The 25,254-nt window shown below is 73.0% G+C and carries 25 protein-coding genes, 2 tRNA genes, 1 other RNA gene and 3 pseudogenes; 21 read left to right on the top strand and 10 right to left on the bottom strand.

The genetic code is table 11. The features are described 5' to 3' along the window. The 4 genes from AB0L21_RS32995 to ffs form a co-directional block, all read right to left on the bottom strand. Positions 1 to 1,906: hypothetical protein (locus AB0L21_RS32995; protein WP_365788050.1), on the bottom strand; the 1,906-nt coding region annotated here is incomplete at its 3' end. 300 nt (positions 1,907 to 2,206) lie between these two features. Then, the gene (purD, locus tag AB0L21_RS32990) at positions 2,207 to 3,472 is read right to left on the bottom strand and encodes a phosphoribosylamine--glycine ligase (protein WP_365706417.1); all 1,266 of its coding nucleotides are present in this window, start codon (positions 3,470 to 3,472) and stop codon (positions 2,207 to 2,209) included. A gap of 92 nt (positions 3,473 to 3,564) precedes the next feature. Further along, on the bottom strand, positions 3,565 to 5,934 hold the full coding sequence (locus AB0L21_RS32985; protein WP_365788049.1) for a DNA polymerase III subunit gamma and tau: 2,370 nt from the start codon (positions 5,932 to 5,934) through the stop codon (positions 3,565 to 3,567). A 64-nt stretch (positions 5,935 to 5,998) separates the two neighbouring features. Continuing rightward, positions 5,999 to 6,097: signal recognition particle sRNA small type (gene ffs, locus AB0L21_RS32980), an RNA gene on the bottom strand. Positions 6,098 to 6,217: 120 nt separating this feature from the next. On the opposite strand from ffs, the gene AB0L21_RS32975 reads away from it, so the two are divergent. Then, positions 6,218 to 6,305 (top strand) — tRNA-Ser (locus AB0L21_RS32975). Between the two features lie 152 nt (positions 6,306 to 6,457). After that, positions 6,458 to 6,925, top strand: a complete 468-nt coding sequence (locus AB0L21_RS32970; RefSeq protein WP_365788048.1) for a hypothetical protein — start codon at positions 6,458 to 6,460, stop codon at positions 6,923 to 6,925. An 18-nt stretch (positions 6,926 to 6,943) separates the two neighbouring features. Here the strand turns inward: AB0L21_RS32970 and AB0L21_RS32965 are convergent, their stop codons facing one another. Together AB0L21_RS32965 and AB0L21_RS32960 are read right to left on the bottom strand one after the other, a co-directional pair. Beyond that, positions 6,944 to 8,827: a copper resistance protein CopC gene (locus tag AB0L21_RS32965; protein WP_365788047.1), complete on the bottom strand. Its 1,884-nt coding sequence runs from the start codon at positions 8,825 to 8,827 to the stop codon at positions 6,944 to 6,946. A 66-nt stretch (positions 8,828 to 8,893) separates the two neighbouring features. Continuing rightward, positions 8,894 to 9,109 (bottom strand): annotated as a pseudogene (locus AB0L21_RS32960) (SDR family oxidoreductase); the annotation flags it as partial. A gap of 122 nt (positions 9,110 to 9,231) precedes the next feature. Here AB0L21_RS32960 and AB0L21_RS32955 point away from each other — a divergent pair. The 5 genes and pseudogenes from AB0L21_RS32955 to AB0L21_RS32935 all read left to right on the top strand — a co-directional run. After that, positions 9,232 to 9,579, top strand: a pseudogene (locus tag AB0L21_RS32955) (SIP domain-containing protein); the annotation flags it as partial. Between the two features lie 84 nt (positions 9,580 to 9,663). After that, positions 9,664 to 10,257 (top strand): HhH-GPD-type base excision DNA repair protein, encoded by a 594-nt coding sequence (locus AB0L21_RS32950; protein WP_365706373.1) that lies wholly within the window; start codon positions 9,664 to 9,666, stop codon positions 10,255 to 10,257. 549 nt (positions 10,258 to 10,806) lie between these two features. After that, entirely contained in the window at positions 10,807 to 11,502 is a 696-nt protein-coding gene (locus AB0L21_RS32945) for an HdeD family acid-resistance protein (protein ID WP_365706371.1), read from the top strand. Between the two features lie 569 nt (positions 11,503 to 12,071). Continuing rightward, positions 12,072 to 12,392 (top strand): hypothetical protein, encoded by a 321-nt coding sequence (locus AB0L21_RS32940; RefSeq protein WP_365788046.1) that lies wholly within the window; start codon positions 12,072 to 12,074, stop codon positions 12,390 to 12,392. A 53-nt stretch (positions 12,393 to 12,445) separates the two neighbouring features. Further along, complete coding sequence (locus tag AB0L21_RS32935) at positions 12,446 to 12,571, top strand: hypothetical protein (protein ID WP_014673632.1); 126 nt, start codon at positions 12,446 to 12,448, stop codon at positions 12,569 to 12,571. A 21-nt stretch (positions 12,572 to 12,592) separates the two neighbouring features. On the opposite strand, the pseudogene AB0L21_RS32930 reads toward AB0L21_RS32935, so the two are convergent. Next, positions 12,593 to 13,283 (bottom strand): annotated as a pseudogene (locus AB0L21_RS32930) (helicase HerA-like domain-containing protein). Positions 13,284 to 13,396: 113 nt separating this feature from the next. Here AB0L21_RS32930 and AB0L21_RS32925 point away from each other — a divergent pair. Together AB0L21_RS32925 and AB0L21_RS32920 are read left to right on the top strand one after the other, a co-directional pair. Continuing rightward, positions 13,397 to 13,693, top strand: a complete 297-nt coding sequence (locus AB0L21_RS32925) for a type II toxin-antitoxin system VapB family antitoxin (RefSeq protein WP_004943146.1) — start codon at positions 13,397 to 13,399, stop codon at positions 13,691 to 13,693. Between the two features lie 98 nt (positions 13,694 to 13,791). Beyond that, complete coding sequence (locus AB0L21_RS32920) at positions 13,792 to 14,430, top strand: LytR C-terminal domain-containing protein (RefSeq protein ID WP_365706367.1); 639 nt, start codon at positions 13,792 to 13,794, stop codon at positions 14,428 to 14,430. 79 nt (positions 14,431 to 14,509) lie between these two features. Here AB0L21_RS32920 and upp read toward each other — a convergent pair whose 3' ends face one another. Continuing rightward, a complete protein-coding gene (upp, locus tag AB0L21_RS32915; RefSeq protein WP_356346115.1) occupies positions 14,510 to 15,145 on the bottom strand; it encodes a uracil phosphoribosyltransferase in 636 nt (211 codons plus the stop codon). 95 nt (positions 15,146 to 15,240) lie between these two features. On the opposite strand from upp, the gene AB0L21_RS32910 reads away from it, so the two are divergent. The 9 genes from AB0L21_RS32910 (at position 15,241) to AB0L21_RS32870 (ending at position 20,700) form a co-directional block, all read left to right on the top strand. Then, complete coding sequence (locus AB0L21_RS32910) at positions 15,241 to 15,486, top strand: hypothetical protein (protein WP_365706365.1); 246 nt, start codon at positions 15,241 to 15,243, stop codon at positions 15,484 to 15,486. Between the two features lie 300 nt (positions 15,487 to 15,786). Beyond that, positions 15,787 to 16,323, top strand: a complete 537-nt coding sequence (locus AB0L21_RS32905; protein WP_365706517.1) for a hypothetical protein — start codon at positions 15,787 to 15,789, stop codon at positions 16,321 to 16,323. A gap of 59 nt (positions 16,324 to 16,382) precedes the next feature. Continuing rightward, on the top strand, positions 16,383 to 16,814 hold the full coding sequence (gene tadA / locus AB0L21_RS32900) for a tRNA adenosine(34) deaminase TadA (protein ID WP_365788070.1): 432 nt from the start codon (positions 16,383 to 16,385) through the stop codon (positions 16,812 to 16,814). 56 nt (positions 16,815 to 16,870) lie between these two features. Further along, a tRNA-Ser gene (locus AB0L21_RS32895) sits at positions 16,871 to 16,955 on the top strand. 159 nt (positions 16,956 to 17,114) lie between these two features. After that, a complete protein-coding gene (locus tag AB0L21_RS32890; protein ID WP_365706363.1) occupies positions 17,115 to 17,294 on the top strand; it encodes a hypothetical protein in 180 nt (59 codons plus the stop codon). 10 nt (positions 17,295 to 17,304) lie between these two features. Beyond that, entirely contained in the window at positions 17,305 to 17,598 is a 294-nt protein-coding gene (locus AB0L21_RS32885) for a Dabb family protein (protein WP_132784964.1), read from the top strand. 176 nt (positions 17,599 to 17,774) lie between these two features. Further along, positions 17,775 to 18,611, top strand: coding sequence for an RNA polymerase sigma factor SigF (locus tag AB0L21_RS32880; protein WP_365706515.1), 837 nt, complete (start codon positions 17,775 to 17,777; stop codon positions 18,609 to 18,611). Positions 18,612 to 18,947: 336 nt separating this feature from the next. Continuing rightward, positions 18,948 to 19,889, top strand: coding sequence for an RNA polymerase sigma factor SigF (locus tag AB0L21_RS32875; RefSeq protein WP_365706361.1), 942 nt, complete (start codon positions 18,948 to 18,950; stop codon positions 19,887 to 19,889). A gap of 49 nt (positions 19,890 to 19,938) precedes the next feature. Further along, complete coding sequence (locus AB0L21_RS32870) at positions 19,939 to 20,700, top strand: hypothetical protein (protein WP_365788045.1); 762 nt, start codon at positions 19,939 to 19,941, stop codon at positions 20,698 to 20,700. Between the two features lie 3 nt (positions 20,701 to 20,703). On the opposite strand, the gene AB0L21_RS32865 is transcribed toward AB0L21_RS32870, so the two are convergent. Further along, a complete protein-coding gene (locus tag AB0L21_RS32865; RefSeq protein ID WP_365706357.1) occupies positions 20,704 to 20,901 on the bottom strand; it encodes a hypothetical protein in 198 nt (65 codons plus the stop codon). A 205-nt stretch (positions 20,902 to 21,106) separates the two neighbouring features. Between AB0L21_RS32865 and AB0L21_RS32860 the strand changes: the two genes are divergently transcribed. The 3 genes from AB0L21_RS32860 to AB0L21_RS32850 all read left to right on the top strand — a co-directional run bounded on the left by AB0L21_RS32860 (position 21,107) and on the right by AB0L21_RS32850 (position 25,072). After that, the gene (locus tag AB0L21_RS32860; protein ID WP_365788044.1) at positions 21,107 to 21,601 is read left to right on the top strand and encodes a MarR family transcriptional regulator; all 495 of its coding nucleotides are present in this window, start codon (positions 21,107 to 21,109) and stop codon (positions 21,599 to 21,601) included. Between the two features lie 13 nt (positions 21,602 to 21,614). Further along, a complete protein-coding gene (locus AB0L21_RS32855; protein WP_365788043.1) occupies positions 21,615 to 24,149 on the top strand; it encodes an MFS transporter in 2,535 nt (844 codons plus the stop codon). A 101-nt stretch (positions 24,150 to 24,250) separates the two neighbouring features. Next, a complete protein-coding gene (locus AB0L21_RS32850) occupies positions 24,251 to 25,072 on the top strand; it encodes a YceI family protein (protein ID WP_365706351.1) in 822 nt (273 codons plus the stop codon). A gap of 42 nt (positions 25,073 to 25,114) precedes the next feature. Here AB0L21_RS32850 and AB0L21_RS32845 read toward each other — a convergent pair. Then, the coding region (locus AB0L21_RS32845; RefSeq protein WP_365788069.1) for an integrase core domain-containing protein at positions 25,115 to 25,254 on the bottom strand (140 nt) is incomplete at its 5' end.

Genomic DNA, 25,254 nt, shown 5'->3' with positions numbered 1-25,254 from the left:
CCGGGGTGCCCGTCACACCGGGGGCTGTGCCGCCGGCTCCGGAAGCAGCGGCCCCAGCGGCGGAGGTGCCCGCCGTACCGGGGGCGGCATCGTCGGCTCCGGAAGCAGCAGCCCCAGCGGCGGGAGTACCCGCCGTACCGGGAGCAGCGCCGCCGGCTCCCGAAGCAGCAGCCCCACCAGCTCCGGAGGCGGAAGGACGGGGGGCCGGGGTGGCCGTCGTACCGGGAGAAGCTCCGCCGGCTCCAGAAGCAGCGGCCCCAGCGGCCGGGGGACCCATCACCCCCGCAACAGCACCCTCAGCTCCGGAACCACAAGGCAAAGTAGCCCCGGCACCTTTGGCCCCGGAAGTCACATCGTGCGCTCCAGAACCAGTAGCCCCAGTGGCCCCGGCACCTTCAGTTCCGGGAGCAACACCGCCCGCTCCTGGACCAGCAGTCCCAATGGCCCCGGCACCTTCGCCCCCGGAGGCAACATCGTGTGGTCCAGAACCAGCAGTCCCAGTGGCGCCGGCACCGTCGATCACGCCAGCCCCGGCTCCGTCCGCCCCAGGACCGGACGCGCCGGCGACCCCGGCACCCCTCGCCCCCGCAGCAGCGCCCGCGTCCACCGCCCCCCAGACCACGCCGTCGGCGGTGGCCGTGAGGTGGTCCAGGACTCGGGCCAGGGTGGGGCCGCCGGGGTCGGGGGTGCGGGGGTCCAGGGAGGGGCGGACGCCGAGGGTGTCCAGGACGCGGTGCAGGCGGGCCGCGTCGGCGCGCCAGGTGCGGTCCACGACCTCCTCCGGGTACGCCTGCCAGTCCACCGGCGCCCAGTCGGGGCCCGACCCGGCGGGGCCCCCGTGGAAGAGCCGGGCGGCGAGGAGGGAGGCGGCTTCGTCGATCGCGCCGGGCTCCTCCAGGAGGTCGCACGCGGGTCGCTCGCCGAGCCGGGAGGCGAAGCCCTCGGCGAGCCGGTCCCGGCGGGAGAGCTCGGTGAGCGCCGCCACCACCCCCGCGTCGAGCCGGGACGGCCACCGCCCCATGCGCCAGGCCGGCAGCGCCACTCTCGTCAGCAGCCGGTCCCAGCCGGCGTACGCGAGTCCGACCTGCTCCTGGGCGACGATCCGCAGGCCGTAGTCCACCGCCTGTGCCCGCTCGGCCGCCGCCGCCGCGACCCCGCGCTCCATCTGGGTCGCGTGCTCCCGGCAGCCGCGCAGCAGCAGACGGGCCACCCAACCGAGGGCGGCGCATCCCCCGCGGGTCAGCGGGCAGCGGCCCGTGGTCGAGGCGACGGCCACGGCCGCGTCCAGCCCGCGCACGAAGCGGCGGGCGGCGGCTATGTCCGGGTGCGCCGAGGGGCCCGTACCCGCGATGACCGGGGCGAGGACCGCGCGCAGTTCGCCGACGCGCATCCACCACAGGAACGGGGAGCCGATGACGAGGACCGGCGCGAGGGGGGTCCGGCGGCGGCCGCGGCCCGCTATCTCGTCCGGCGCCTGACGCGGGGGTGGCCCGTGGGCCGAATGGGCCCGGTCCTCCAGCCAGCTGTCGCAGTCCGGGGTGAGCGCTATGGCCGAGGGCGCCGGCACGTCCAGCCGGTCGGCGAGGTCGCGCACCATCCGGTACAGGTCGGGGGCGGACTCCTCCGGGATCGGCACCGTGGGACTCATGGCGGGGCGCGCCCGGGCCACGACCACCGCGATACCGGCCGCGGCCGGCAGCACCAGCACCGCGAGCACGCCGACGACCCACCGGGCGGCGTCCCAGCCCGGGCCGACGAGATGGCCGGTGGAGGCGCCGGTCAGCAGGATCACCTCGGCGCCCGCGGGCAGCAGGGCCACGCCCAGCGCCCGGCCCCGGACCCGCAGCACGGCGAGGGCCCGGGAGCGCGCGGCCTGCGCGCCCGCCTCCGCACCGATTCCGGTCACGTGCCGATCTCGCCCCCTCCCTGGCGATCGCGTGCTGCCCTGGTCTTGCTCACTCCCCCACTGTGGCACCCGCCACTGACATCGCAATGCCGGTGGGCCAAGTGCCGGAACGCTTGCGCGGCACCCTAGTTGGGGCCCTGGCCCCCGTCAGCCATATGGGCGATTGCTCACTCGATGGAATGGCTTTGGTCAGAGCTGGGTGACAGACAGCAAAGATCAGGCCCCGGATTGCCTCCGGGGCCTGATGGGGGTGCGTCGGGCGGTACGAGGGGCAGTTCGAGGGAGCCGTACCGGCCGTGTTCACGCCTGCGTCTGCGCCGCCTGTGCCGCCTTCGCCGCGATGTCGGTGCGGTGCTGCGAGCCGTCGAGCCGGATCCGGCCCACCGCCCGGTACGCCCGCTCGCGCGCCTCGGCCAGGTCCTTGCCGGTGGCCGTGACGGACAGCACGCGTCCGCCCGCGCTGACGACGGCGTCGCCGTCCCGCTTGGTGCCGGCGTGCAGCACGTACGCGTGCGGGGCGTCCTCGGCCGCCACCTCGTCCAGGCCGGTGATCGGGTCGCCGGTGCGCGGGGTGCCCGGGTAGTTGTGCGAGGCGACGACGACGGTGACGGCCGCGTCCTCGCTCCAGCGCAGCGGCGGCAGGTCGGCGAGGTTTCCGGTGGCGGCGGCCATCAGGACACCGGCCAGCGGGGTCTGCAGCCGGGCCAGCACGACCTGGGTCTCCGGGTCGCCGAAGCGGGCGTTGAACTCGATGACCCGGACCCCGCGCGAGGTGATCGCGAGACCGGCGTAGAGCAGCCCGGAGAACGGCGTGCCCCGGCGGCGCATCTCGTCCACGGTCGGCTGCAGCACCGTCTCCAGCACCTCGTCGACCAGCTTCGGGTCGGCCCACGGCAGCGGCGAGTACGCGCCCATGCCGCCCGTGTTCGGGCCCTCGTCGCCGTCCAGGGCGCGCTTGAAGTCCTGGGCGGGCTGGAGCGGGACGACCGTCTCACCGTCGGTGATGGCGAACAGGGACACCTCGGGACCGTCGAGGAACTCCTCGATCACCACCCGCTCGCATCCGGCGGCGTGCGCCCTCGCGGCCTCGACGTCGGGCGTGACGACGACGCCCTTGCCGGCGGCGAGACCGTCGTCCTTGACGACGTAGGGGGCACCGAAGGCGTCGAGGGCCTCGGCGACCTCCTCGGCGGTGGTGCAGACGTAGGAGCGGGCGGTCGGCACGCCGGCCGCCGCCATGACGTCCTTGGCGAAGGCCTTGGACCCCTCGATCCGCGCGGCCTCCCCGGAGGGGCCGAAGACCGGGATGCCCGCCGCGCGGACGGCGTCGGCGACGCCGGCGACCAGCGGGGCCTCCGGGCCGACGACGACCAGTTCGGCACCGAGGCCGGTGGCCAGCGCGGCCACCGCGGCGCCGTCGAGCGCGTCGACCTGGTGCAGCTCGGCGACCTCGGCGATGCCGGCGTTGCCGGGGGCGCAGTGCAGCGCGGTGACGTCGGGGTCGAGGGACAGGGAGCGGCACAGGGCGTGTTCGCGGGCGCCGCTGCCGATGACGAGGACCTTCACGGGGTCAGCCTAATGGCAAGGTTGCCGAAGCCTGGGCGCCGGGTTTGTTGGACTTTCCTCCAAAGACGGCCGTTCCCCGTGCGCGGGGCCCCTCACTCGTTGGAGAACTCCTCCACCACCGTCGCCCCCAGCTCCCGCACGATCAGCTCATGGCCGGAGAGCGCCGACTCGTCGAGATCCGGGTCGTCGTCCTCCGGGATGTCGTCCTCGGGGGAGACGGGCGGCGGCTCGGGCGCGGCGGCCGGCCGGGGTGCCGGGGCGGGGGCGGCCGGGACGCTGCTCTGCGGGGCGGCGGGCGGCTGCGGAGACGGCTGGGAGGCTCCGGGACGGGGTGCGGCCGGGGCGCCGTAGCCACCGCCGCCGGGGGCACCACCGGCGGGAGAGCCGCCGTAGCCGCCGCCTCCGCCATAGCCGCCTGCGACCGGTGGGGCGGAGCCGCCGCCCGACGGGTCGACGACCGCTTCGATCTTCCACTGCACGTTGAACTGCTCGGCCAGCGCCTGCCGCAGCACGTCCTCGCTGCCGCTGCCGGCGAAGTTGTCACGGGCGCCGGCGTTCACGAAGCCGAGCTGGAGGGTCGTGCCGTCGAAGCCGGTCACCTGGGCGTTCTGGCTGAGCAGGATCCAGGTGAAGCGGCGGCGGTTCTTGACGGCCTCCAGGATGTTCGGCCAGAGCGCGCGCGGGTCGAGACCGCCGGCGGGGGCGGCCGGGACGGAAGCCTGGGGCGCCGGGGACGGGGCGGCCGGGGACGGGGACTGGACCGGCTGGTACGACGGCTGGGGCTGGGCGGGGGCGGGCGTCGCGCGGCCGGGACCCTGTCCCTGCCCGGCGCTCTGGCTCTGCCCCTGCTGTCCGCCCGGAGCGGTGGCCGTGGGCCAGCCACCGGGGCGGCGGCCACCTCCGGCAGGGGCGGCGGTGGGCCAGGCGCCCGGAGCGGGGGTGGCAGGGGCAGCCGGAGCCTGGGCGACGGGAGCGGGCGCGGGGGCGGGAGCAGGCGCGGGCGCCGTAGGCACCGGAGCGACCGGAGCCGGCTCACCCGGACCAGCCGGACCGGAGGGGCCGCCCGGACCGGCCGGAGCCCCAGCCCCAGCCCCAGCGGGCGCACCCGTCGCAGCCGGAGCACCCGGAGCCCCCGCGGCCCGGACCGCCGCCCGAGCCGCCGCAGGCCCCCCGCCGGGCGGCACGGGCGAGCCACCGGCACCCGGACCGATACCGGCACCGGGGCCCGACGCGAGGGCGCCGCCGTGGGCCTCGGGTCCGGGGACGTACCCCATGGCCGGCGCACCGGCGCCGCCGGAGAAGCTGATGCCGCGCTCCAGGCGGTCGAGCCGGGCCATCACGGACCGCTGATCGCCGTAGGCGGCGGGGAGCAGGACGCGGGCGCAGATCAGTTCCAGCTGGAGTCGGGGCGAGGTGGCGCCCCGCATCTCGGTCAGGCCCTCGTTGACCAGGTCGGCGGCGCGGCTCAGCTCGGCGGCGCCGAAGGTCTCGGCCTGGGCCTGCATCCGCTCCAGGACGTCGGCCGGGGCGTCGAGGAGCCCCTTCTCCACGGCGTCGGGCACGGCGGCGAGGATCACCAGGTCCCGCAGCCGCTCCAGCAGGTCGGCGACGAAGCGGCGCGGGTCGTTGCCCCCTTCGATGACCCGGTCGACCACCTCGAAGGCGGCGGCGCCGTCACCGGTGGCGAAGGCCTCCACGACGGAGTCGAGCAGGGAGCCGTCGGTGTAGCCGAGGAGGGAGGTGGCCATGGCATACGTCACACCGTCCGCTCCGGCGCCGGCGAGGAGCTGGTCCATGACGGACATGGAGTCACGCACGGAGCCGGCGCCCGCGCGCACGACGAGCGGCAGGACGCCGTCCTCGACCGGGATGTCCTCCTTCTGGCACACCTCGGCGAGGTAGTCCCGCAGGGTGCCGGGCGGCACCAGGCGGAACGGGTAGTGATGGGTCCGCGACCGGATGGTGCCGATGACCTTCTCGGGCTCGGTGGTCGCGAAGATGAACTTCAGGTGCTCGGGCGGCTCCTCGACGACCTTCAGCAGCGCGTTGAAGCCGGCCGACGTGACCATGTGGGCCTCGTCGATGATGTAGATCTTGTACCGGCTGCTCGCGGGACCGAAGAAGGCCTTTTCGCGCAGCTCACGGGCGTCGTCCACACCACCGTGAGAGGCCGCGTCGATCTCGATGACGTCGATCGATCCGGGTCCGTTGCGCGCGAGGTCGCGGCACGACTGGCACGCGCCGCAGGGCGTCGGGGTGGGACCTTGCTCACAGTTCAGACAGCGGGCCAGGATGCGCGCGCTGGTCGTCTTGCCACATCCACGCGGACCGCTGAACAGGTACGCGTGATTGACCCGGTTGTTCCGCAGCGCCTGCTGCAGCGGGTCGGTGACATGCTCCTGCCCGATGACCTCGGCAAAGGTCTCCGGGCGATAGCGGCGGTACAGCGCGAGAGACGACACGCATACGAGGTTAATGGCGCCCACTGACAACCGGCCCCGCCCCGAGTCCGCACCCCCAGGCCGGAACGCAAGCGCCCCCCACGCACCCGCCAGAGCCGACCTACCCTTGCTGCCTTCCGGCCCTGGGGGAGTTCAGTCAGATAGCGCCGCGTGAGGGGCTGTGCCCCACAGTACCCGATGACGGGCAGCGGTCTGTACCCGACCGGGACCCGCGACCCCACCCGGGGACGGCCTGCGGGAACGAGTTCGCGAGCACTCCCCTCGGTCATGTAATGTTTCCGGCGGAGGATTCGCCTAGAGGCCTAGGGCGCACGCTTGGAAAGCGTGTTGGGGGCAACCCCTCACGAGTTCGAATCTCGTATCCTCCGCCAGCCCAGAGGGCCGGACCACATCAGATGGTCCGGCCCTCTGGCGTATCCGGGTCCGGGTCCGTGTCCGGATGCGACCTGTGGGGCGAAAGTGCACTGTGGTGACGGAGCTTCTTTCGCTGGAGGTGAGGGCGTTGGGGCGTACGTTCAGTGCTGTGGCCGCTGCTGCGGCCCTGCTGGTCGCCGTCGTCTCCGGGGGCGGCACGGCGACCGCGGCGCAGGCACGGGTGCCGGCCTCCGCTCCGGCGAGCCCCTGCACGTCCCGGGACGCGTATCCGCCAGGGGGCGGGACGAGCCTGGGCGGTTCGCCCAACCGGTTCAAGTACGCGGACACCCCGTACGCCGGTGCCCGCTTCGACGGGTGCGCCAACACGCTGAGGGTGTACTACGGCGGCTATTCCAGCCCCCGCTACGCCTACTACGAGGTGCGGTACACGTATCCGTCACGGCTCGGCTGGTACAGCTGGCAGCTGCGCATCGGCGAGTACCGGGTCGCCACGGTGGACGCGCCCGCGCGCGGCGACTGGAACTTCAAGGTCAGGGCGTGTGCCGGCGCCATCGACGAGGCGGGGCCCGGCAGCTGCACCGCCTGGTCCCCGCAGCTCTTCCTGCACGCTGTCTGACCCCGCCGGCCCCTCGCCCTACCGCGTCACCCGCACCGGCGCCGACACCGTCACCTGGTCCAGGTCCGATACGCGGACCGTCGCCTTCATCGTCCAGGTGCCGGGGAGGGGCACGGTGAACGCGGGGGTGGACCAGTAGCCGCCGCGGTCGGTGAGCCTGGTGTCCAGGGGGCCCAGGCGCTGTGCCGGGAGCGTGAGGGTGACGCGGAGCCCGGGAACCGTGGCGAGGCCGCCGTCGGGGCCGTAGATCACCGCCTGGAGGGAGTTGGTGCCGACGCGGCCGGGGTCCAGGGTGAGCTGGACCTTGCCGTGGCCGCCGGGGGCGCCGGTGTCGAAGGGGATCGTGGTGACCGAGGCCGTCTGGACGCCCGTCGCCGCCGAGGGCGTGGACGGGGCGGCGGACTCCGTCGCCGCGCGGCCGGGGACCGTGCTGGTCAGGAGGGTGGTCAGGGCCAGGACCAGCGCGGCGGCCACCGCCTCCACGAGGACCGAGCGGCGCAGGAGGCGGAGGGGTGGGGCGGGGGGTGGTTCCGGGGGGAGTTCGGGGAGCGGAGGGCCCATGGCCGGTTCGGGGACGCGGGCGCGGACGGCGGCTCCCGCGGGACGGGTCAGGCGGGCCGTCCAGGTGCGGGAGCAGGCCGCCGCGAGGAGCAGCGCGGTGACCGCCGCCAGCTTCGCCAGGAGCGTGCGGCCGTACGTCGTGTCCGTGAGCGCCTGCCAGGAGCCCAGGCCCCGCCAGGACTGGTAGACGCCGGTCACGACCAGGACCACCACCGCCGTGAACGCCAGGCGGGAGAAGCGGGCCGGGACCGAGGCCGGCAGGGCGGCAGCCGGTTCCGGGGCGCGCCGCAGGGTCCACAGGAGCGCGGCCAGGCCGCCCAGCCAGGCCGCCATGGCCAGCAGGTGCAGCGTGGACGAGACGATCGCCGCCGGCACCTGGACGCCCGCCGAGGCGTGGTCGGACGCCGACCAGGTCAGGGTCAGGGCGACGGCGAGGGCCGTGGCCGCCGCGAGCGCGGCGCGGCGCGGGAGCCTGACGCGGCGGGTAGCGAGAAGGGTCACGGCGGCCGCGGCCAGGAGCAGCAGCGCCAGACGGAGCAGCAGGAGCCGGCCGGGGCGGGTCGTCGCCGTGTGGGTGAGGGCGGAGAGGGAGAAGGCGGTCGTCGGGGAGGCGGCCTCCTCGTAGGGGGCTCGCAGGAGGTACACGGCGAGGGTGGAGGCCAGGAGCGTGGTCGCGGCGGCCAGGGCGGGGGTGCGCAGGTGGGCCGTCGTCGGCGGGCGGCAGTACGCCACGAACGCGGCCGTGCCCAGGAGCAGTGCCAGGGACAGGTAGGCGAGGTAGCGCGCGATGGTGTGCAGGGCCGTGGTGGCCCCGTCCTCCGCGCGCTCCTGGGGCAGGGCCGCCGGTGCCACCGTGCGTTTCCCGACGGAGAAGGTGAGGGCGCCGGACACCGGATGGCTGTCGGCCGACACCACCCGCCAGGCGACCGTGTACGTCCCGGTGGCGAGCCGGGCGGGGAGGGTGACGCGCGCGGTGTCGGAGCGGCCGGCGGCGTGACCGGCGGGGCCGGTGCGGACGCGGCGGTTCCCGGGGTCGTAGATCCGGAAGGAGTCGGTCAGCAGGCCGACCGACTCGGTGAAGGCGAGGGTGACGTGGCGGGGGGCGGTGCGCAGGACGGTTCCGTCGGCGGGGTCCGTCGCGCGCAGGACGGCGTGGGCCGATGCGGGCGTCGCCGTGACGAGGAGGAGGGCGGGGAGGAGGGCGGGGAGGAGGAGTACCAGCAGGAACGTGCCTGCCGGGCGCCGCGACGGGCCGCGTCGTCCTCGCGGTCGCCGGCCGCCGTCCCGGGCTCGCTCACGGTCTCCGCCGTGGGCTCCGTCGTTGTCCGCGTCGCGCAGCACCGTCAGCCTCCGTTCCCACCGTGCACCCGTGCCTCCCTATAGGTACGAGGGGAACCGGCCGCCTGCTCACCAGGCCGGACGGGTCGTCACCCCGCCCTCCACCGCCAGGTCGTGGCCGGTGATCCAGGCCGCGAGCGGGGAGGCGAGGAAGACGCAGACGTCGGCCACGTCCTCGGGGCGGCCCAGGCGGCCGGTGGGGGCGGCGGCGAGCCGGCGCCGTACGCCGTCCGGCCAGGCCTCCGCCAGGCCGGGCCGGGCGACCAGGCCGGGCGAGAGCGTGTTGTAAGACGCTGGTGAGGGTGGTGTCGACGACCGCTCGCCGGTCCCCCGCCGTCAGCTCCGGGAAGGCTGGACGGGAGGACGACCGCCCTGCCACCCGACTCCCGGACACGGTCGGCACCTTCGTCGTCGCGATCGGCGGTCCGGCCTCGCTGCCCACGATCAACTCCCTGCTCGGTGCGCTGGGTCCGGCGCCGGCCACCGTCTGGTCCGAGGGGGACCCGGCGGGGCTGCCCTGCCGGACCGAGCCCGGCCGGCACGAGATGCGGGCGGTGCCGCGCCGGGACGCGGGCGCCGACCTGGTGCAACGGGTCCGCGCCGAGCCACCCGCCGTCCTCGCCGGCAGCCCGCACCCTTACGTCTGGATCGCCTGCGACACCGCGACCACCCGCACGCTCGCGGCCTACGTCCGCAAGGACCTCGGCGTGCCGAAGCACCCGGTGCACGCCCTGGGGTACTGGCGCGCGCAGTGAGCGGCGACGGACGAGCCGGGGACCACCGGGGGACGAATGGCCACCCAGTGGGCGGAGCCACCCCGCGCGCGGGATCATCGACGCATGGACGTCACCCTGCACCTCGCCCAGGACCCCGCGGCCGACGCGCTGCTCGGGCGCTCCGCGCTCGCCGCGCTGACCGGGATGCTGCTGGACCAGCAGATCCCCATGGAGTGGGCGTTCAAGGGACCCCGCACCATCGCCGACCGGCTCGGCACGGACGACCTGGACGCGCACGAGATCGCGGCGATGGATCCCGAGGCCTTCGCCGCACTGCTCTCCGAGAAGCCCGCGGTGCACCGCTACCCGGGCTCCATGGCGAAGCGGATCCAGCAGCTGTGCCAGTACCTCGTCGAGCACTACGACGGGGACGCTGAGGCGGTCTGGCGCGGCGTGGACAGCGGAGCCGAGCTGCTGCGGCGGCTGGAGGACCTGCCGGGGTTCGGCAAACAGAAGGCACAGATCTTCCTGGCCCTGCTCGGCAAGCGGCTCGGGGTCACACCCGACGGCTGGCGGGAGGCAGCGGGAGCCTACGGCGAACCGAAGTCCTACCGGTCCGTCGCCGACATCACCGGCCCCGAGTCCCTGGCCAAGGTCCGCGCCCACAAACAGGAGATGAAGGCGGCGGCGAAGGCGGCCAAGGCGGCGAAGAAGTAAGGCCACGGGCGGGCTGCCACCACGCCCCGCAGGGGGCCCGGCCTGGACGGCCAAGGAAGGGGACCCGGCCCTGGACGGCCAAGTTCCGCGACGAGCCCAAAAACGCCCGAGCCCCGCCGCACGCCCGAAAAGCGCCCGAGCCCCGCCGCACGCCCGAGAACGGCCGAGCCCCGCCGCACGCCCGAGAACGGCCGGGCCCCGCCGCGTTCCGAAGGGCGGCCGGGGCCCGCCGCGCCCGAAGAACAGCCCGGTGCACCGCGCGTCCCAGAGCGGCCGGATGCCACCGTGCTCCGAAAGGCGGCCGGGGGCCTGCCGTGCCTTGAAGGGCGCTCGGGTCGCGCGGCGCCCTGAAGAGCCGCCCCCTGCCCCCTGCCCCCTGCCCCCTGCTGCCCCCTGCCCCCTGCCCCCTGCCCCCTGCCCCCTGCCCCCTGCCCCCTGCCGGGACGGTAGCCCCAGCTCACCAACGCCGCACCGCCACCACCCCCACCCCCACCACCCGCTCGGCCCACCCCGGTGGCTCCCGCCGCCCGGCCGATCTCAGCATGGGGCATGAGCGAGGTACCGAGCAGCGGTCCGGAGCGGGACCGTGCGTACGACGACCGGCATGTGCACGCGGGGGCGTCACCGGGCGGCCACCCCGCGGCGGAGCCACCCCGCACTCACCATGAACCGGAGCCGCCGTTCGAGGGCCCGCTGCACGCCCTGTCCCGCGCCGCCTGGCAGGTCGTCCTGCTCACCGGGATCGGTTCCCTGGTGCTCGGCGTCCTGGTACTGGTCTGGCCGGGCGCCTCCCTGCTGGCCGCCGGTGTGCTGTTCGGCCTCTACCTGCTGTACAGCGGGGTCTTCCAACTGGTGTCCGCGTTCGGCACGCACCGGGCGACCTCGCTGCGGGTCCTCGCCTTCATCAGCGGCGCGCTGTCCATCCTGCTCGGCCTGTTCTGCTTCCGCGGGCCCATGCAGTCGATCCTGCTTCTCGCCCTGTGGATCGGCATCGGCTGGCTGTTCCGCGGCATCACACAGACCCTCGCCGCCGTGCACGACTCCCGGATGCCCGCCCGGGGTTGGCAGATCTTCCTCGGGATCCTGACCTTCGTCGCCGGGATCGTGCTCATCGACTCGCCGTTCGAGTCGGTCGCCGTGCTGACCCTCGTCGGCGGGATCTGGCTGGTCGCGGTGGGGATCGTGGAGATCGTGACCGCGTTCGGCATCCGCGGCCGGACCCGCCATGTACCGCAGACACTGTGACCAGACCACCGACCACCGTCACGACCAACTCCGTTCCCCCGCCGCAACCGTCCCCCACAACTGCAGGACCCCCTGACCGCGACCGCCGGAATCCCACTGCGACCACCGGGATCCCCGCTGCAATCGCCCCCGCGACCGCCGCCGAGCCCCCGATGCGACCGCCGAGACCACCACCAAGCCCCACGCCGCGACCGCCGCCGGGCCCCTGGCTGTGACCGCCACCGGAACCCCGTCGGGCCCCGCCGCCACCGCCCTACCGGCCACCACCTCCCAGGACCCCCGCCACCACCGCAACAGCGGTCAGGCCGTCTTCTGCGTGATCACGCAGCCCGGTTCTCCGGCCTCTGGCCATGCTCCCTACCGACCACCACCGCCAGCCCCCCAGGCCACCACCGCCAGACCCCCGCTGCCACCACCAGCACCCCGCTGTGCCCCCACAACCTCCCCCCGAACCCCCGCCTCCACCGCCCCACGACCGCCGTCAACCCCGTGTCTCGGACGTACTCCGCGCGGGTGGATCTCGCCCCCCGCGTGCTGCGCTTCCCGCGTGCCGCGGGAAAAAAGGCGGCGTGAGCAGGATCAGGAGCACGCCCCGGGGCCGTACCTGGCTACGCGTCGTCGTGCTGCTCCTCGCCCTGTGGGTGCCCGGCGCGCATGGGCCGGCCCAGGCGGTCCCGGACCTCGCCGTGGCCGCCGAGACGGCCGAGCACGACGTCCTCGACACGCCGCTACGGCCGCCGGCCCGCTCGGTCCACCGGGCCGACGCGCCCGAGCGGCTCGCGCCCCTCCCCGCCCCCGCGCCCGCCCGTCCGGCGGCCCGTCCGGGCCCGGCCGCCCACCGGGCGCCGTACACCGCGCCCCTGCTGCGCACGGTGGTCCTGCGCTGCTGACAGACCGCGTTCCCCGCGAGGTCAGTCGGCTCGACGCAAGGAGCAGCACAGCCATGCCCAAGGATCCCTACGCCGTCCTGCGCGCCCTGCTGCGCGCGGAGGCCCGGCGCGGTACGGCCCCCCGGCCGGACCAGCGGACACCGGAACCCCAGCGGTCGCCCGAGGAACGGGACCGCTGACCCGGCACCGGCGGGGGCGGGCTACCGCCTCCGCCGGGCGGTGCCGAAGAGGGAACGGGTGATCTCGCGGCCGAGCTGGGTGCCGACCGAACGGGCCAGCGACTTGAACATCCCGCTGCTGACGACCTGTTCGACCAGCGACGGCTCCTCCTGGGGGGCGCGTGCGGCAGCCGGCTTCGGCGTCCGAGGCGCCGGCCGGGCGGCGCTCAGCCTCTCGTACGCCGACTCGCGGTCCACAGCCTGTGCATAACGGTCGTGGAGCGCTGAGTCACGGACCGCCCGGTCGAGTCCGGCGGGGTCGACCGGACCCATCAGGGACTCCGGGGCGCGCAGCCGCGTGGCGGCGACCGGGGTCGGCGCGCCGGTCTCGCTGAGACTCGTTCGGCTGGCCCGGGCGCGCGATGCCGGACAGGTCGCCCTTGATGTCCGCGAGGAACACGGGCACGCCCTGCGCCGACAGGTGCTCGGCGATCAGCTGGAGGGTCTTGGTCTTGCCGGTGCCGGTGGCGCCCGCGACCAGCCCGTGCCGGTTGAGCACGGGCAGCGGGATGCGGACCGGCGCGTCGGCGCGGCACGCCCCGTCCCACAGGAGGGCGCCGAGATCGAGCGCGGGGCCGGTGAAGGCGTAACCGGAGGCGATCTTCCGGGCCTCTGCGGGCAGTGCGGGCACCCCCTGCGGGCCGGCGGGCGGCACGGTCTCGCTGTCACTCATCTCCGACCCCTGTCCCCGTAGTAACCCGTATGCCCGATTTGATCCATCTTTTCAAGCCTCGCACTCCGCCGCCATGGCTGCGCCCGGAACGTCTTGACCGGTAGGCTTTCCGTGTGATCTTCAAGCGCATCGGAAACGGCCGGCCGTACCCCGACCACGGCCGGGAGAGCACCCGGCAGTGGGCGGACGTCGCGCCGCGCCCGGTCCGCCTCGATCAGCTCGTGACCACCAAGCAGCAGCTCGATCTGGAGACACTGCTGGCGGAGGACTCGACGTTCTACGGCGACCTCTTCGCGCACGTCGTGAAGTGGCAGGGCGACCTGTACCTGGAAGACGGCCTGCACCGCGCGGTCCGCGCCGCCCTCCAGCAGCGCCAGGTGCTGCACGCGCGCGTGCTCGAACTCGACTGACCCGGCGCGACAAGGCCGTTGACCCTTTCGGGTTCCGCTGAGCGGCATCGACTGATCATCTGATAGGCATCGCCGCTCGGGCGCACTACGCTGCGCCCATGAGCATGCTGACTCCCCCCGGCATGGGCGGCCAGTACCGCATCACGGGGGACAAATACCCTCGGATGCGTCCGCCCCGGCGGCGCGGCAGGCTCGTGGCCGTCGTGGTGGCGTCCGTCGCCGCACTCGGCCTGATCGGCTGGGGCACGCTCCAGCTCATCGACGTCTTCACCGGCGGCGGCGACAAGTACACGGCGAGCGGTTCCACCACGGGCTGCCGGACCAAGACCGCCGCGGCCCCGGCGGCCCAGGTGCACGCCCTGCCCAAGCCCGGCCAGATCACCGTGAACGTCTACAACGCGACCAAGCGCACCGGGCTCGCCAAGACCACCGCGGACGAGCTGAAGAAGCGCGGCTTCAAGATCGGCAACGTGGGCAACGCGTCGAAGCAGTACGACAAGAAGGTCAAGGGCACCGGCATACTTCTCGGCTCCGCCGCCGCGCAGGACACCTCACTGCGGGTCCTCGGCACCCAGCTCGCCGGTGCGCTACCGCGCGCCGATGTCCGCAAGGGGGCCGACGTCGACCTGGTCATCGGCGACGCCTTCCAGGGGCTGGCCAAGCGGGGAGCGGCCGATCAGGCTCTGACCAAGCTGAGCGAGCCCGCCCCGACGGCCCCTGCGAAGAAGAGCTGCTGAGGACGGGGCGCGGGGCACGGCGCGAGAACCACGCACGCCCCCGCACCCGCGAACGGGCCGCGCCTCGGTGGGCGAGGACCTACTCCGCCGCCCCGTAAAGCCGGTCGCCCGCGTCGCCCAGCCCCGGCACGATGTACCCGAGCTCGTTGAGGTGGTCGTCGACAGCCGCCGTGACCACGGTGACCGGCGTGCCCGCCAGCTCCCGCTCCATGACCTCGACGCCCTCGGGAGCGGCCAGCAGGACCACCGCCGTGACGTCGTCGGCGCCGCGCTTGATCAGTTCCTGGATCGCCGCGACCAGCGTGCCGCCGGTGGCCAGCATCGGGTCGAGGACGTACACCTGGCGGCCCGAGAGGTCCTCCGGCATGCGCGAGGCGTACGTGGACGCCTGCAGCGTCTCCTCGTTGCGGATCATGCCCAGGAAGCCCACCTCGGCGGTCGGCAGCAGCCGGACCATGCCGTCCAGCATGCCGAGGCCGGCCCGCAGGATCGGCACTACCAGCGGGCGGGGGCGGGCGAGCTTGACGCCCGTGGTCGTCGCGACCGGCGTCTGGATGTCGACGGCCTCGGTGCGCACGTCCCGCGTGGCCTCGTAGGCGAGCAGGGTGACCAGTTCGTCGGCGAGCCGCCGGAAGGTCGCGGAGTCGGTGCGCTGGTCGCGCAGCGTGGTGAGCTTGTGGGCGACCAGGGGGTGGTCGACGACATGGAGACGCATGCCCCTAACGGTACCTGCGCCCCGGATCGCCCTCGCGCTGGCGTCAAACCGGCCGTCCGGGGGAAAGTGGGAGGGACGGACTGGGGTGGTGTGACGTGTCTGACCTGCCTGACCTGCCCGCGGACGCCTCCGGGCCCACCGGTGACACGACCGGCCCCGCTGCGCGCTCGGCGCGGACCGATTCCGACAGACCCGAGAGCGAGAGCGAACGCCGGCGCCGCCGCGCGCAGTTCCTGCGCGATCTCGCCGAGGCCCGTGCGCTGCGCGCCCGGGTCCAGCCCCGGCGCGCCAAGGCCGCCCGGCTGCGCCACGCGATGCGCATGCGGACGTTCCGCTGGTAGTTCCGGGGCCCGTTCCCCGGGCGGAGGATTCACGCTCACGCCGGTGTCGGGAGGCTGGCGTGCGTGAGCGCCGGGAAAAGCCGCGTACGATCCGCAGGTGGCGGCAATGAGCGCGCTGGTGAGCCGATCGCGGATCCACGATCGAAACAGCCAGACACAGGGAGCCGAAGACGTCCCCTGGAAGCTTTCTTTCTGCCACGATTCCGAGTGGGTGGGGCTCGGAGCCCAGCTCTCTCCGCCCAAGTACCTCCGCCGGGGGGACCCCCAACCGGCACGCCTATGACCAGTGGGAGAGTCACGGTGTACTTCGCCGCACTGCTCGCGCGCACCGAAGACGGGTGGGAAGCGAGCGACACAGAGCTCGACGATGTGGAGACCCTGTCGGATCTGGCCGACCTGGCCCGGGAAGCCTCTCCCGACGAGGACACGGTGCTCGTCCTGATCGAGCAGGAGGACGCCTGGTTCGGTGTCGTCCGCGTGGACGGCGAGGACGACCCTCGCATCTACGTCTCGGACGCCGCCGCCGCCCAGCGCAGCGCGTACGGGGAGCTGCTGCTCACCGACGAGCTGCTCGGCCGGGAGCCCGGCGCGGACGACGTCCCGGACCTGGACTCCCTGGACCTCGACGGCACCGAGGACGGCGAGTCCGAGGACGACGACGAGGAGGAGGGTGCCGCCGCCACCGACGCGGTGCCCCACAGCCCGGTGGGTGACAGCGAGATCCTGGACGACCTGGGCATCAGCGAGAAGGAACTGCGCGCCCTGGACGCCGACGACGCGCTGAACACGATCGCCGAGGCCCTGGGTGCCTCGGAGGTGCTGGAGACCGTCCGCTGACCACGTCACAGCGAGCGCAGGGCACGCCGGACCCGGTGCGGGACCCCTGGCGCGCAGCGATGATGCTCGCCCTGGACGAGGCGGGGCTGGCCGTCCGGGGCGGGGACGTCCCGGTCGGCGCCGTCGTGCTGTCCCCGGACGGTACGACGGTGCTCGGTGCCGGGCACAACGAGCGCGAGGCCACCGGTGATCCCACGGCCCACGCGGAGGTCCTGGCGATCCGGCGGGCGGCGGCCCGGCTCGGGGAGTGGCGGCTGACCGGCTGCACGCTCGTCGTCACGCTGGAGCCGTGCACGATGTGCGCGGGGGCGCTCGTCCAGTCCCGGGTGGACCGGGTGGTCTACGGCGCCCGGGACGAGAAGGCGGGCGCGGCCGGCTCCCTGTGGGACGTGGTGCGCGACCGCCGGCTCAATCACCGGCCGGAGGTCATCGAGGGCGTGCTCGCGGCGGAGTGCGCCCGGCTCCTCACCGAGTTCTTCCGTGCCCGCTGAGCCGCCGCCGCATATCGATTTCGAACCACGGCCCCCCGTGCTGTAGGGTCTCCCTCGGTAGCGTGTCCGAGCGGCCGAAGGAGCTCGCCTCGAAAGCGAGTGTGGCGCAAGTCACCGAGGGTTCAAATCCCTCCGCTACCGCTCACAGAAAGGCCCCGTCGTCCGACGGGGTCTTTCGCGTAGTGCGGACACAACGCGCGTACGACGGCGCGCTGTTGGCCGTACGCGAAGCCCTGAACGTTACACTCACGGCCGGCAGGCAGCAGGGGCCCGAGGGGCACTGGTACAGGGGAGGCCGCGGTGGCGGTGAACGCCAAGAAGATCGCCGTGTACGTGCTCGTGGTCTTCGCGCTGTACGTGATCATCACGGATCCGGCCAAGGCGGCCGACTACGTCCAGATAGGCTTCGAGGGCATATCGGACGCCGCCAAGGCCATCGGTGACTTCATGACCTGGGTCGCCCGCGGAGGAAAGAGCTGAGGTACACCCCATGATCCGCCACCTGGTCCTCTTCAGGCTCAACGAGGGCGTCGAGCGCGACGATCCGCGGGTCGTGGCGGGCGTGGAGGCCTTCCGGGCCCTCGGCGGTCAGATCGAGGAGCTGCGCTTCTGGGAGTGCGCCTGGAACATCAGCGACCGGCCGATCGCCTACGACTTCGCGATCAACTCGGCCGTCGAGGACGCCGACGCCCTCAAGCGCTATCTGGAGCACCCGGCCCACCAGGCGGGCGTCGCGCTGTGGCGCGAGTTCGCCACCTGGGTGATCGCCGACTACGCATTCTGATCCCCGCGCTCGCCAGAACCCCTCGCCGTTCCGGCGAGGGGTTTTTCGTGCGATGCGTACCCAATTTGTCGGCGTTTGAACCCCAACACGGGGTTATCAGGTGCTTGCACACGGTGCACATGTCTTGTGATGCTATGACCGCTTTTGACGGATGATTGACCGACGAAGAGGTGGCGTTGACCGTGTCGGCCAGTACTGCGCCGCCCCAGGAAGAGGCGCCCGCTCCTACCCCGCCGGCCCCCGAGAAGCGCCGCGGCGCGGACACCCGGGCCCTGACCCAGGTGCTGTTCGCCGAGCTGAAGGAGCTCACCCCTGGCACGCCGGAGCACAACCGGGTGCGCGGAGCGCTGATCGAGGCGAACCTCCCGCTCGTGCGCTACGCCGCCGCCCGCTTCCGCTCCCGCAACGAGCCCATGGAGGACGTCGTCCAGGTCGGCACCATCGGACTGATCAACGCCATCGACCGCTTCGACCCCGACCGGGGCGTGCAGTTCCCGACCTTCGCGATGCCCACCGTGGTCGGCGAGATCAAGCGGTACTTCCGGGACAACGTCCGCACGGTCCACGTCCCGCGCCGGCTGCACGAGCTGTGGGTGCAGGTCAACAGCGCCACCGAGGACCTGACCACGCTCTACGGCCGCTCGCCCTCCACCGCCGAGATCGCCGACCGGCTGCGGATCAGCGAGGACGAGGTGCTCAGCTGCATCGAGGCGGGACGCTCGTACCACGCCACCTCGCTGGAGGCCGCCCAGGAGGGCGACGGACTGCCCGGACTGCTGGACCGGATCGGTTACGAGGACCCGGCCCTGGACGGCGTGGAACACCGCGACCTGGTCCGCCATCTCCTCGTCCAACTCCCCGAGAGAGAACAGCGAATCCTTCTCCTGCGCTACTACAGCAATCTCACCCAGTCACAGATCAGCGCGGAACTCGGCGTCTCCCAGATGCACGTCTCACGCCTCCTCGCCCGTAGCTTCCAGCGACTGCGTTCCGCAAATCGGATCGACGCATAGCCGCAGCAGACGCCGCGCCTACTGATGCATAGCGGGCGCACGGAAGCACGCCCCGAACGCCACTGCATCGCAAACCTGATCGAGCGGTAACCGGCGCGGGCGAATCGCTCACCAGGGCTGTTGCCGACAGTTCCGTTCCGAAATGCCGTCAGACCCCTTGTTTGCAGGGCCGATTCAGATCTCACATGTCGACATGTCGGTACAGCGCGTTGCCGACATGTGACATTCTGCGGGAAGCGCGTTTGCCGGGGCTCCGGCTCCGGTATTCAGGTGAAGGCTGCGTTGCTCGAAAGAGACGGCGCCGCCGCGACCGTCCCGCGACCCAAAGGGGGTGGCATGTCCGCAGACCAGGGCAGCTCGAAGGTGCTGACGCCCGCGAAGAGCGAGGCAGCGCCCAAGGAGCTCGACGCTCTCGACGTCCTCGACGGATTCGAGGGCGTCACGGCCCTCGAAGCCGTGCCGTCCCCGGCCGCCGGCCCGGCCGCCGAAGCTGTCCCGGCCGCGCAGGTCACGGCCACCATCGACACCCGCACCCTGTCCCGCTCACTGTTCCTGCGCCTGGCCGCGCTGGGCGAGGACAGCCCCGAGCGGGCGTACGTCCGGGACACCCTGATCGAGTTGAACCTGCCGCTGGTCCGCTACGCGGCGGCGCGGTTCCGCTCGCGCAACGAGCCGATGGAGGACATCGTCCAGGTCGGCACCATCGGCCTGATCAAGGCGATCGACCGGTTCGACTGCGAACGGGGCGTGGAGTTCCCGACGTTCGCCATGCCGACGGTCGTGGGCGAGATCAAGCGGTTCTTCCGCGACACCTCCTGGTCGGTGCGGGTCCCGCGCCGGCTCCAGGAACTGCGTCTGGCCCTCACCAAGGCCAGCGACGAGCTGTCCCAGAAGCTGGACCGCTCCCCCACGGTGACCGAGCTCGCCGCCGTGCTCGGTGTCTCCGAGGAGGACGTGGTCGACGGCCTCGCGGTCGGCAACGCCTACACCGCCTCCTCCCTCGACTCCCCGGCCCCCGAGGACGACGGCGGCGAGGGCTCGCTCGCCGACCGGCTCGGCTACGAGGACGCGGCCCTGGAGGGCGTGGAGTACCGCGAGTCCCTCAAGCCGTTGCTGGCCAAGCTCCCGCCCCGGGAGCGCCGGATCATCATGCTCCGCTTCTTCGCCAACATGACCCAGTCACAGATCGGCGAGGAGGTCGGCATCTCCCAGATGCACGTCTCCCGCCTGCTGACCCGGACGCTGGCGCAGTTGCGGGAGGGTCTGATCTCGGACTGACGCTTCCCGTCCGCTTCCCATCTGACGATGCGTCAGCCACCATGACCGGATGCTTCGTACCGGGACGCTTCGTACGACGACATGGACGCGTGGCCGCCGAGGCGCCGTTACGGCAGCGTCGGCGGCCCTCGTCTGCCTGGGCGGGGTGCTCGCCGCGTGCGCGGGCGGTGGTCCCGGCGGCGGCTACACCGCGGTCGGCGCGGGGCGGGGTGGCCCGACGGCCGTAGCGCCGTCCGGGTCGGTGATCCTCGTGCCGCTCGACGGGGAGAAGGGTCGCGGTGGACGCGAGGGCGCCCCGCGCGGGACCGGCTCCGCAGCGCACCCGGAGGGATCGGCCCCGTCCGGTGGTCCGCACTCCGCCGCACCGGTGCCGGCGCCGACGCCCACCGGCGAGGACACCCCCGGCACCTCGCGCCCCCGCGGCGGCCCCGACGGCCGTACGACTCCGCCGTCGGCCTCGCCGAGCCCGGATCCCGCTCCGAGCCGTACGACGCCCCCCGCCACACCCGCCGACCTCTCCTGGAGCGCACCGGCGACCGAGGACACCGACAAGCGGTGGTGCCAGAAGGTGACCGTCGTCTTCCGCAACTCGGGCGGTACGGCGGTGCGTTCGGGGTCGGTGACGTTCGGGACGCACATCATCGGCGCGCTCGGCATCGACTGGGGGACGGTCGAGTCGACCGTGGAGCTGCCGGTGCCGGTCGCGCCGGGTGCGCGCAGGAGCCCCACCTGGACGGTGTGCGTGGACGAGTGGCGCGTACCGCTCGGCATGCGCATCGAGACGCGGGACGTGTCCGTCCGGTGGGAGTGAGCCCTACTTGATCGCCAGCCAGGCGACGCCGGCCACCACCGCGAGCGCCACGATGACGCCGATGATCAGACCGACCCGGGGGCCGGAGGACGTGGCCGCCTGCTGCTGGCGCCCCTGAGGAGCCTCGTCGACGAACGCGCGGAACATCTGGGTGCTGCCTGCGGGGTCGTAATTGCCCTGGGGGCCCTGGGTGTTAGCCATGCCCCGAGACCCTAGCGAATCCCGGTGACCGACCCAAGTGCGGGGCCACCGGGACAGACAGGGGCACGCCACCCGCACCCATCTGCATATTTACGTTCGCAATACTTGCCTTTGCCAAGTTTTTGCGCCGCCGGACCCCTGTTTGTTTGCCTTCAGCAACCAAGCAGTCCTATGGTTGCCCCAAGCAACGAATACGGGAGGTGTGATGGCCGAGCAGGCGCAGTTTGAAGAGCTGGCGCGTCAGCTCAGTGCCGTCGGAGCCGTGAAACGGGACATGGGGCGGATCCTGCCGCCCGACTGCCCGGCCGGCTCGGCCGCCGTGCTGACCCTGCTCGGCCGCCACGGCGACATGCGCATGAGCAAGCTCGCGGAGCTGCTCGCCGTGGACATGTCGGTCACCAGCCGCCATGTCGCGCACGTCGCCGCACGCGGCTGGATCGAACGGCACCCGGACCCCGCGGACAAGCGCTCGCGCATCCTGCGCCTGACGCCCGCGGGGTCGGACCAGCTGGACGACCTGTCCCGGCGGACCACACATCTGCTGGCCGAGCGGCTCGCGGACTGGACCGACGAGGACGTCGGCGAGCTGATCCGGCTGATGACGCGCCTGCGCGCGTCCTTCGGCGACTGCCGGTCCGCCCCGCTGCGGCTCCCCGCTCCCGTAGACGAAGAGACCACCCGTACACCCGCAAGCACGTAAGAAAAGGAAGCCCATGGCAACGACCACACCAGCCGGTGTGCGGGCTCACGCCAAGCACGGGGGAGGCTCCCACGGCGACGCCCCGATGACCCACCGGCAGATCATGGAGGCACTGTCCGGGCTGCTGCTCGGCATGTTCGTGGCGATCCTGTCGTCCACGATCGTCTCCAACGCCCTGCCGCACATCATCGGGGACCTCGGCGGCGGCCAGTCCGCCTACACCTGGGTGGTCACCGCCGCCCTGCTGTCGATGACCGCGGCCACTCCCCTGTGGGGCAAGCTCGCCGACCTGTACAGCAAGAAGGCTCTCGTCCAGATAGCCCTGATCATCTACGTGGTCGCCTCCATGGCGGCCGGTCTGTCGCAGAACCCCGGCATGCTCATCACCTTCCGGGTGTTCCAGGGCATCGGCGTCGGCGGTCTGTCCGCCCTGGCGCAGATCGTCATGGCGGCGATGATCTCCCCGCGTGAGCGCGGCCGGTACTCCGGCTACCTGGGTGCCACCTTCGCCGTCGCCACCGTCGGCGGCCCGCTGCTCGGCGGTGTCATCACCGACACCGACTGGCTGGGCTGGCGCTGGTGCTTCTACGTCGGCGTCCCCTTCGCCGTCATCGCGCTGATCGTGCTGCAGAAGACCCTGCACCTGCCCGTCGTCAAGCGGGAGGTCAAAGTCGACTGGGGCGGCGCGACCCTCATCTCCGCCGCCGTCTCCCTGCTGCTGGTCTGGGTCACCTTCGCCGGTGACAAGTACGACTGGCTGTCCTGGCAGACCTACGCGATGGTCGGCGGTTCGATCGTCCTCGGCGCGCTGTTCGTGCTCGTCGAGTCCAGGGCGAGCGAGCCGATCATCCCGCTGCGCCTGTTCAGGAACCGCACGATCACCCTGGCGTCGCTCGCCTCGCTGTTCGTCGGCATCGCCATGTTCTCCGGCACCGTCTTCTTCAGCCAGTACTTCCAGCTGGCCCGCGACAAGTCCCCGACCATGTCGGGCGTCCTGACCATCCCGATGATCGGCGGTCTGTTCGTCTCCTCGACCGTCTCGGGTCAGTTCATCACCCGCACCGGCCGCTGGAAGGCGTGGCTGGTCAGCGGTGGCGTGCTGGTCACGGCCGGCCTGCTGCTGCTCGGCGGCATCCGGTACGACACCGCCTACTGGAAGATGGCCGTCTTCATGGCGCTGCTGGGTCTCGGCATCGGCATGATGATGCAGAACCTGGTCCTCGCCACGCAGAACCAGGTCGCCCCGTCCGACCTCGGCTCGGCCAGCTCCACGGTCACCTTCTTCCGCTCCCTCGGCGGTGCGGTCGGCGTCTCCGCGCTGGGTGCGGTGATGTCCCGCCGGATCACCCACTACGTCCAGGACGGCGTCGCCGACCTGAGCCCGAAGTACCAGAAGGCCCTGGCCGGCGGCTCCGGTTCGACCGACAGCATCCCGGACATGAACGCGCTCCCGAAGCCCATCCGGACGCTGCTGGAGAGCGCCTACGGCCACGGCATCGCCGACGTCTTCCTGATCGCCGGCTGCCTCGCCGCCGTCGCCTTCCTGATCACGCTGTTCATCAAGGAGGTCCCGCTGAAGACCAAGGGCGCGCTCGCACAGGCCGCCGAGAGTGAGGCCCCCGTGACCGACCCGGCCGCCGCGCCGGCCGTCGCCGAGGCCCAGGCCCCGGCCGCCGCACCGGTCCCGGCCGCGGTCGCCGCCACCACCGGGGCCGCCTCCGACGGCAGGGCCACCGCCACCCGGCCGATGGCGGCCGTCGCCACGATCGCCGAGCCCGGCGGCTCCGGCGGCACCCCGGTGCACGGCTTCGTCCGCGGCGCCGAGAGCGCCCCGGTCCCGCAGGCCGCGGTCACCCTGATCTCGCTGTCCGGCCGCCAGCTGGGCCGCGCGGTCGCCCAGGCCGACGGTTCCTACGCGCTCGACGCCCCGGGCACCGGCAGCTACGTCCTGATCGCCTCCGCCGACGGCTACCAGCCGCAGGCCTCCACCGTCGTGGTGGGCGAGGAACCGCTGTCGTACGACATCCTGCTCAGCGGCACCAGCGGGCTGACCGGTGTGGTCCGGGCCGCGGGCAGCGCGCTGCCGGTCAAGGACGCGATGGTGATCGTCACCGATGTGCGCGGGGACCTGCTGGCCACCGCCGCCACCGGCGAGCAGGGCGACTTCGCCCTCACCGACCTGGTGCCCGGCACCGTGACCGTCGCGGTCAACGCGAGCGGGTTCCGGCCGCGCGCCCTGCCGGTCGAGGTCGGCGCCACCGGCGTCACCCGGATCGAGGTCGACCTGGACGCCGGCGCCCGGCTCCAGGGTGTCGTCCGGGCCCCGCACGGCCCGCTGGCCGACGCCCGGGTGACCCTGGTCGACCAGGCCGGCAACGTGGTCGGCAGCGCCACCACCGGCACGGACGGGGCGTACGCCTTCACCGACCTGGACAGCGGCGAGTACACCGTCATCGCGACGGGTTACCCGCCGGTGGCGACGGCCCTGACCGTCTCCGGCACCGGAGTCGACGGCCACGACATCGAACTCGCCCACCCGGGCGAGTAGTTCACCCGGCCCGTGGCGGCGCGCGCCTTGAGCGGAGGGCGCGCCCGCCACGGGCCGGTCTCATACGACCATTTTTTGAGCTTTTTTCAGGGAGAAACGGGATGGGACTGACCGCGAAGATCCGTACGCGGGACGGGTGGGCCGTGTCGCACGCGGTCGTCACGGTGACCGACATGACCGGCACGCAGGTGCTGCGGGCCGAGGCGGACGCCGAGGGGGCCGTGCGGGACACCACCGAGCTGGCGCCGGGGGCGTACACCGTGATCGTGACCGCCGTCGGCTACGCGCCCGCCGCGTCCACCGCGATCGTCACCGCGAGCGGGCGCGCCGAGGTCGGCACGGTCACGCTGGCCCGGCAGGGCGGCACCGAACTGCCGCCGCCCGGCCCCTGGACCATCGACCCGGCGCACTCCTCCGTCGCCGCGGTCGCCCAGCACCTGGGCATCTCCAGCGTGCACGGACGGTTCACGGAGTTCGGCGGCACGATCGAGATCGCGCCCGACGACATCACCAAGTCCCGGGTGGAAGCGGTGATCAGGGCCGCGTCCATCGACACCGGCAACGGCATGCGCGACACCCACCTGCGCTCCGCGGACTTCCTCGACGTCGGGAACCACCCCGAGATCACCTACCGCTCCACGGCACTGACGCAGGCCGGCTCCGACCGCTGGACCGTGCACGGCGAGCTGTCCCTGCACGGGGTCGTACGGCCCGTCGACCTGGACCTGGCCTACCTGGGCACCGGCGCCGACCCGTGGGGCGGCACCCGGGCCGCGTTCCGGGCCACCACCGAACTGCACCGCGAGGACTTCGCGATGAACTACAACCAGGTCCTCCAGGCCGGGATCGCGGCGATCGGTACGACGCTGAAGGTCGAGCTGGACATCCAGGCGGTCCAGGGCGACTCCCTGCCCCAGGCGTAGACATAGGCACAGCAGGGTCAGCCACCGGGGCACCCGCTGGCCCTAGGTGTGCTGTCCGGGGAGGTTGGTGACGCGGCTGGCTGGTGGTTGGCCGCCGATGCCGGTGTGGGGTCGGTGGTAGTTGTACCAGTGAAGCCAGTCGGGGAACGCTGCTTGTCGTTCGGCGTCTGAGGTGTAGGGCT

The organism is Streptomyces sp. NPDC052721, from assembly GCF_040678315.1.
Taxonomy (GTDB): Bacteria; Actinomycetota; Actinomycetes; order Streptomycetales; family Streptomycetaceae; genus Streptomyces.
The sequence above is the reverse complement of the archived record's forward strand: the minus strand, read 5'-3'. Positions and strand labels throughout refer to the sequence as shown.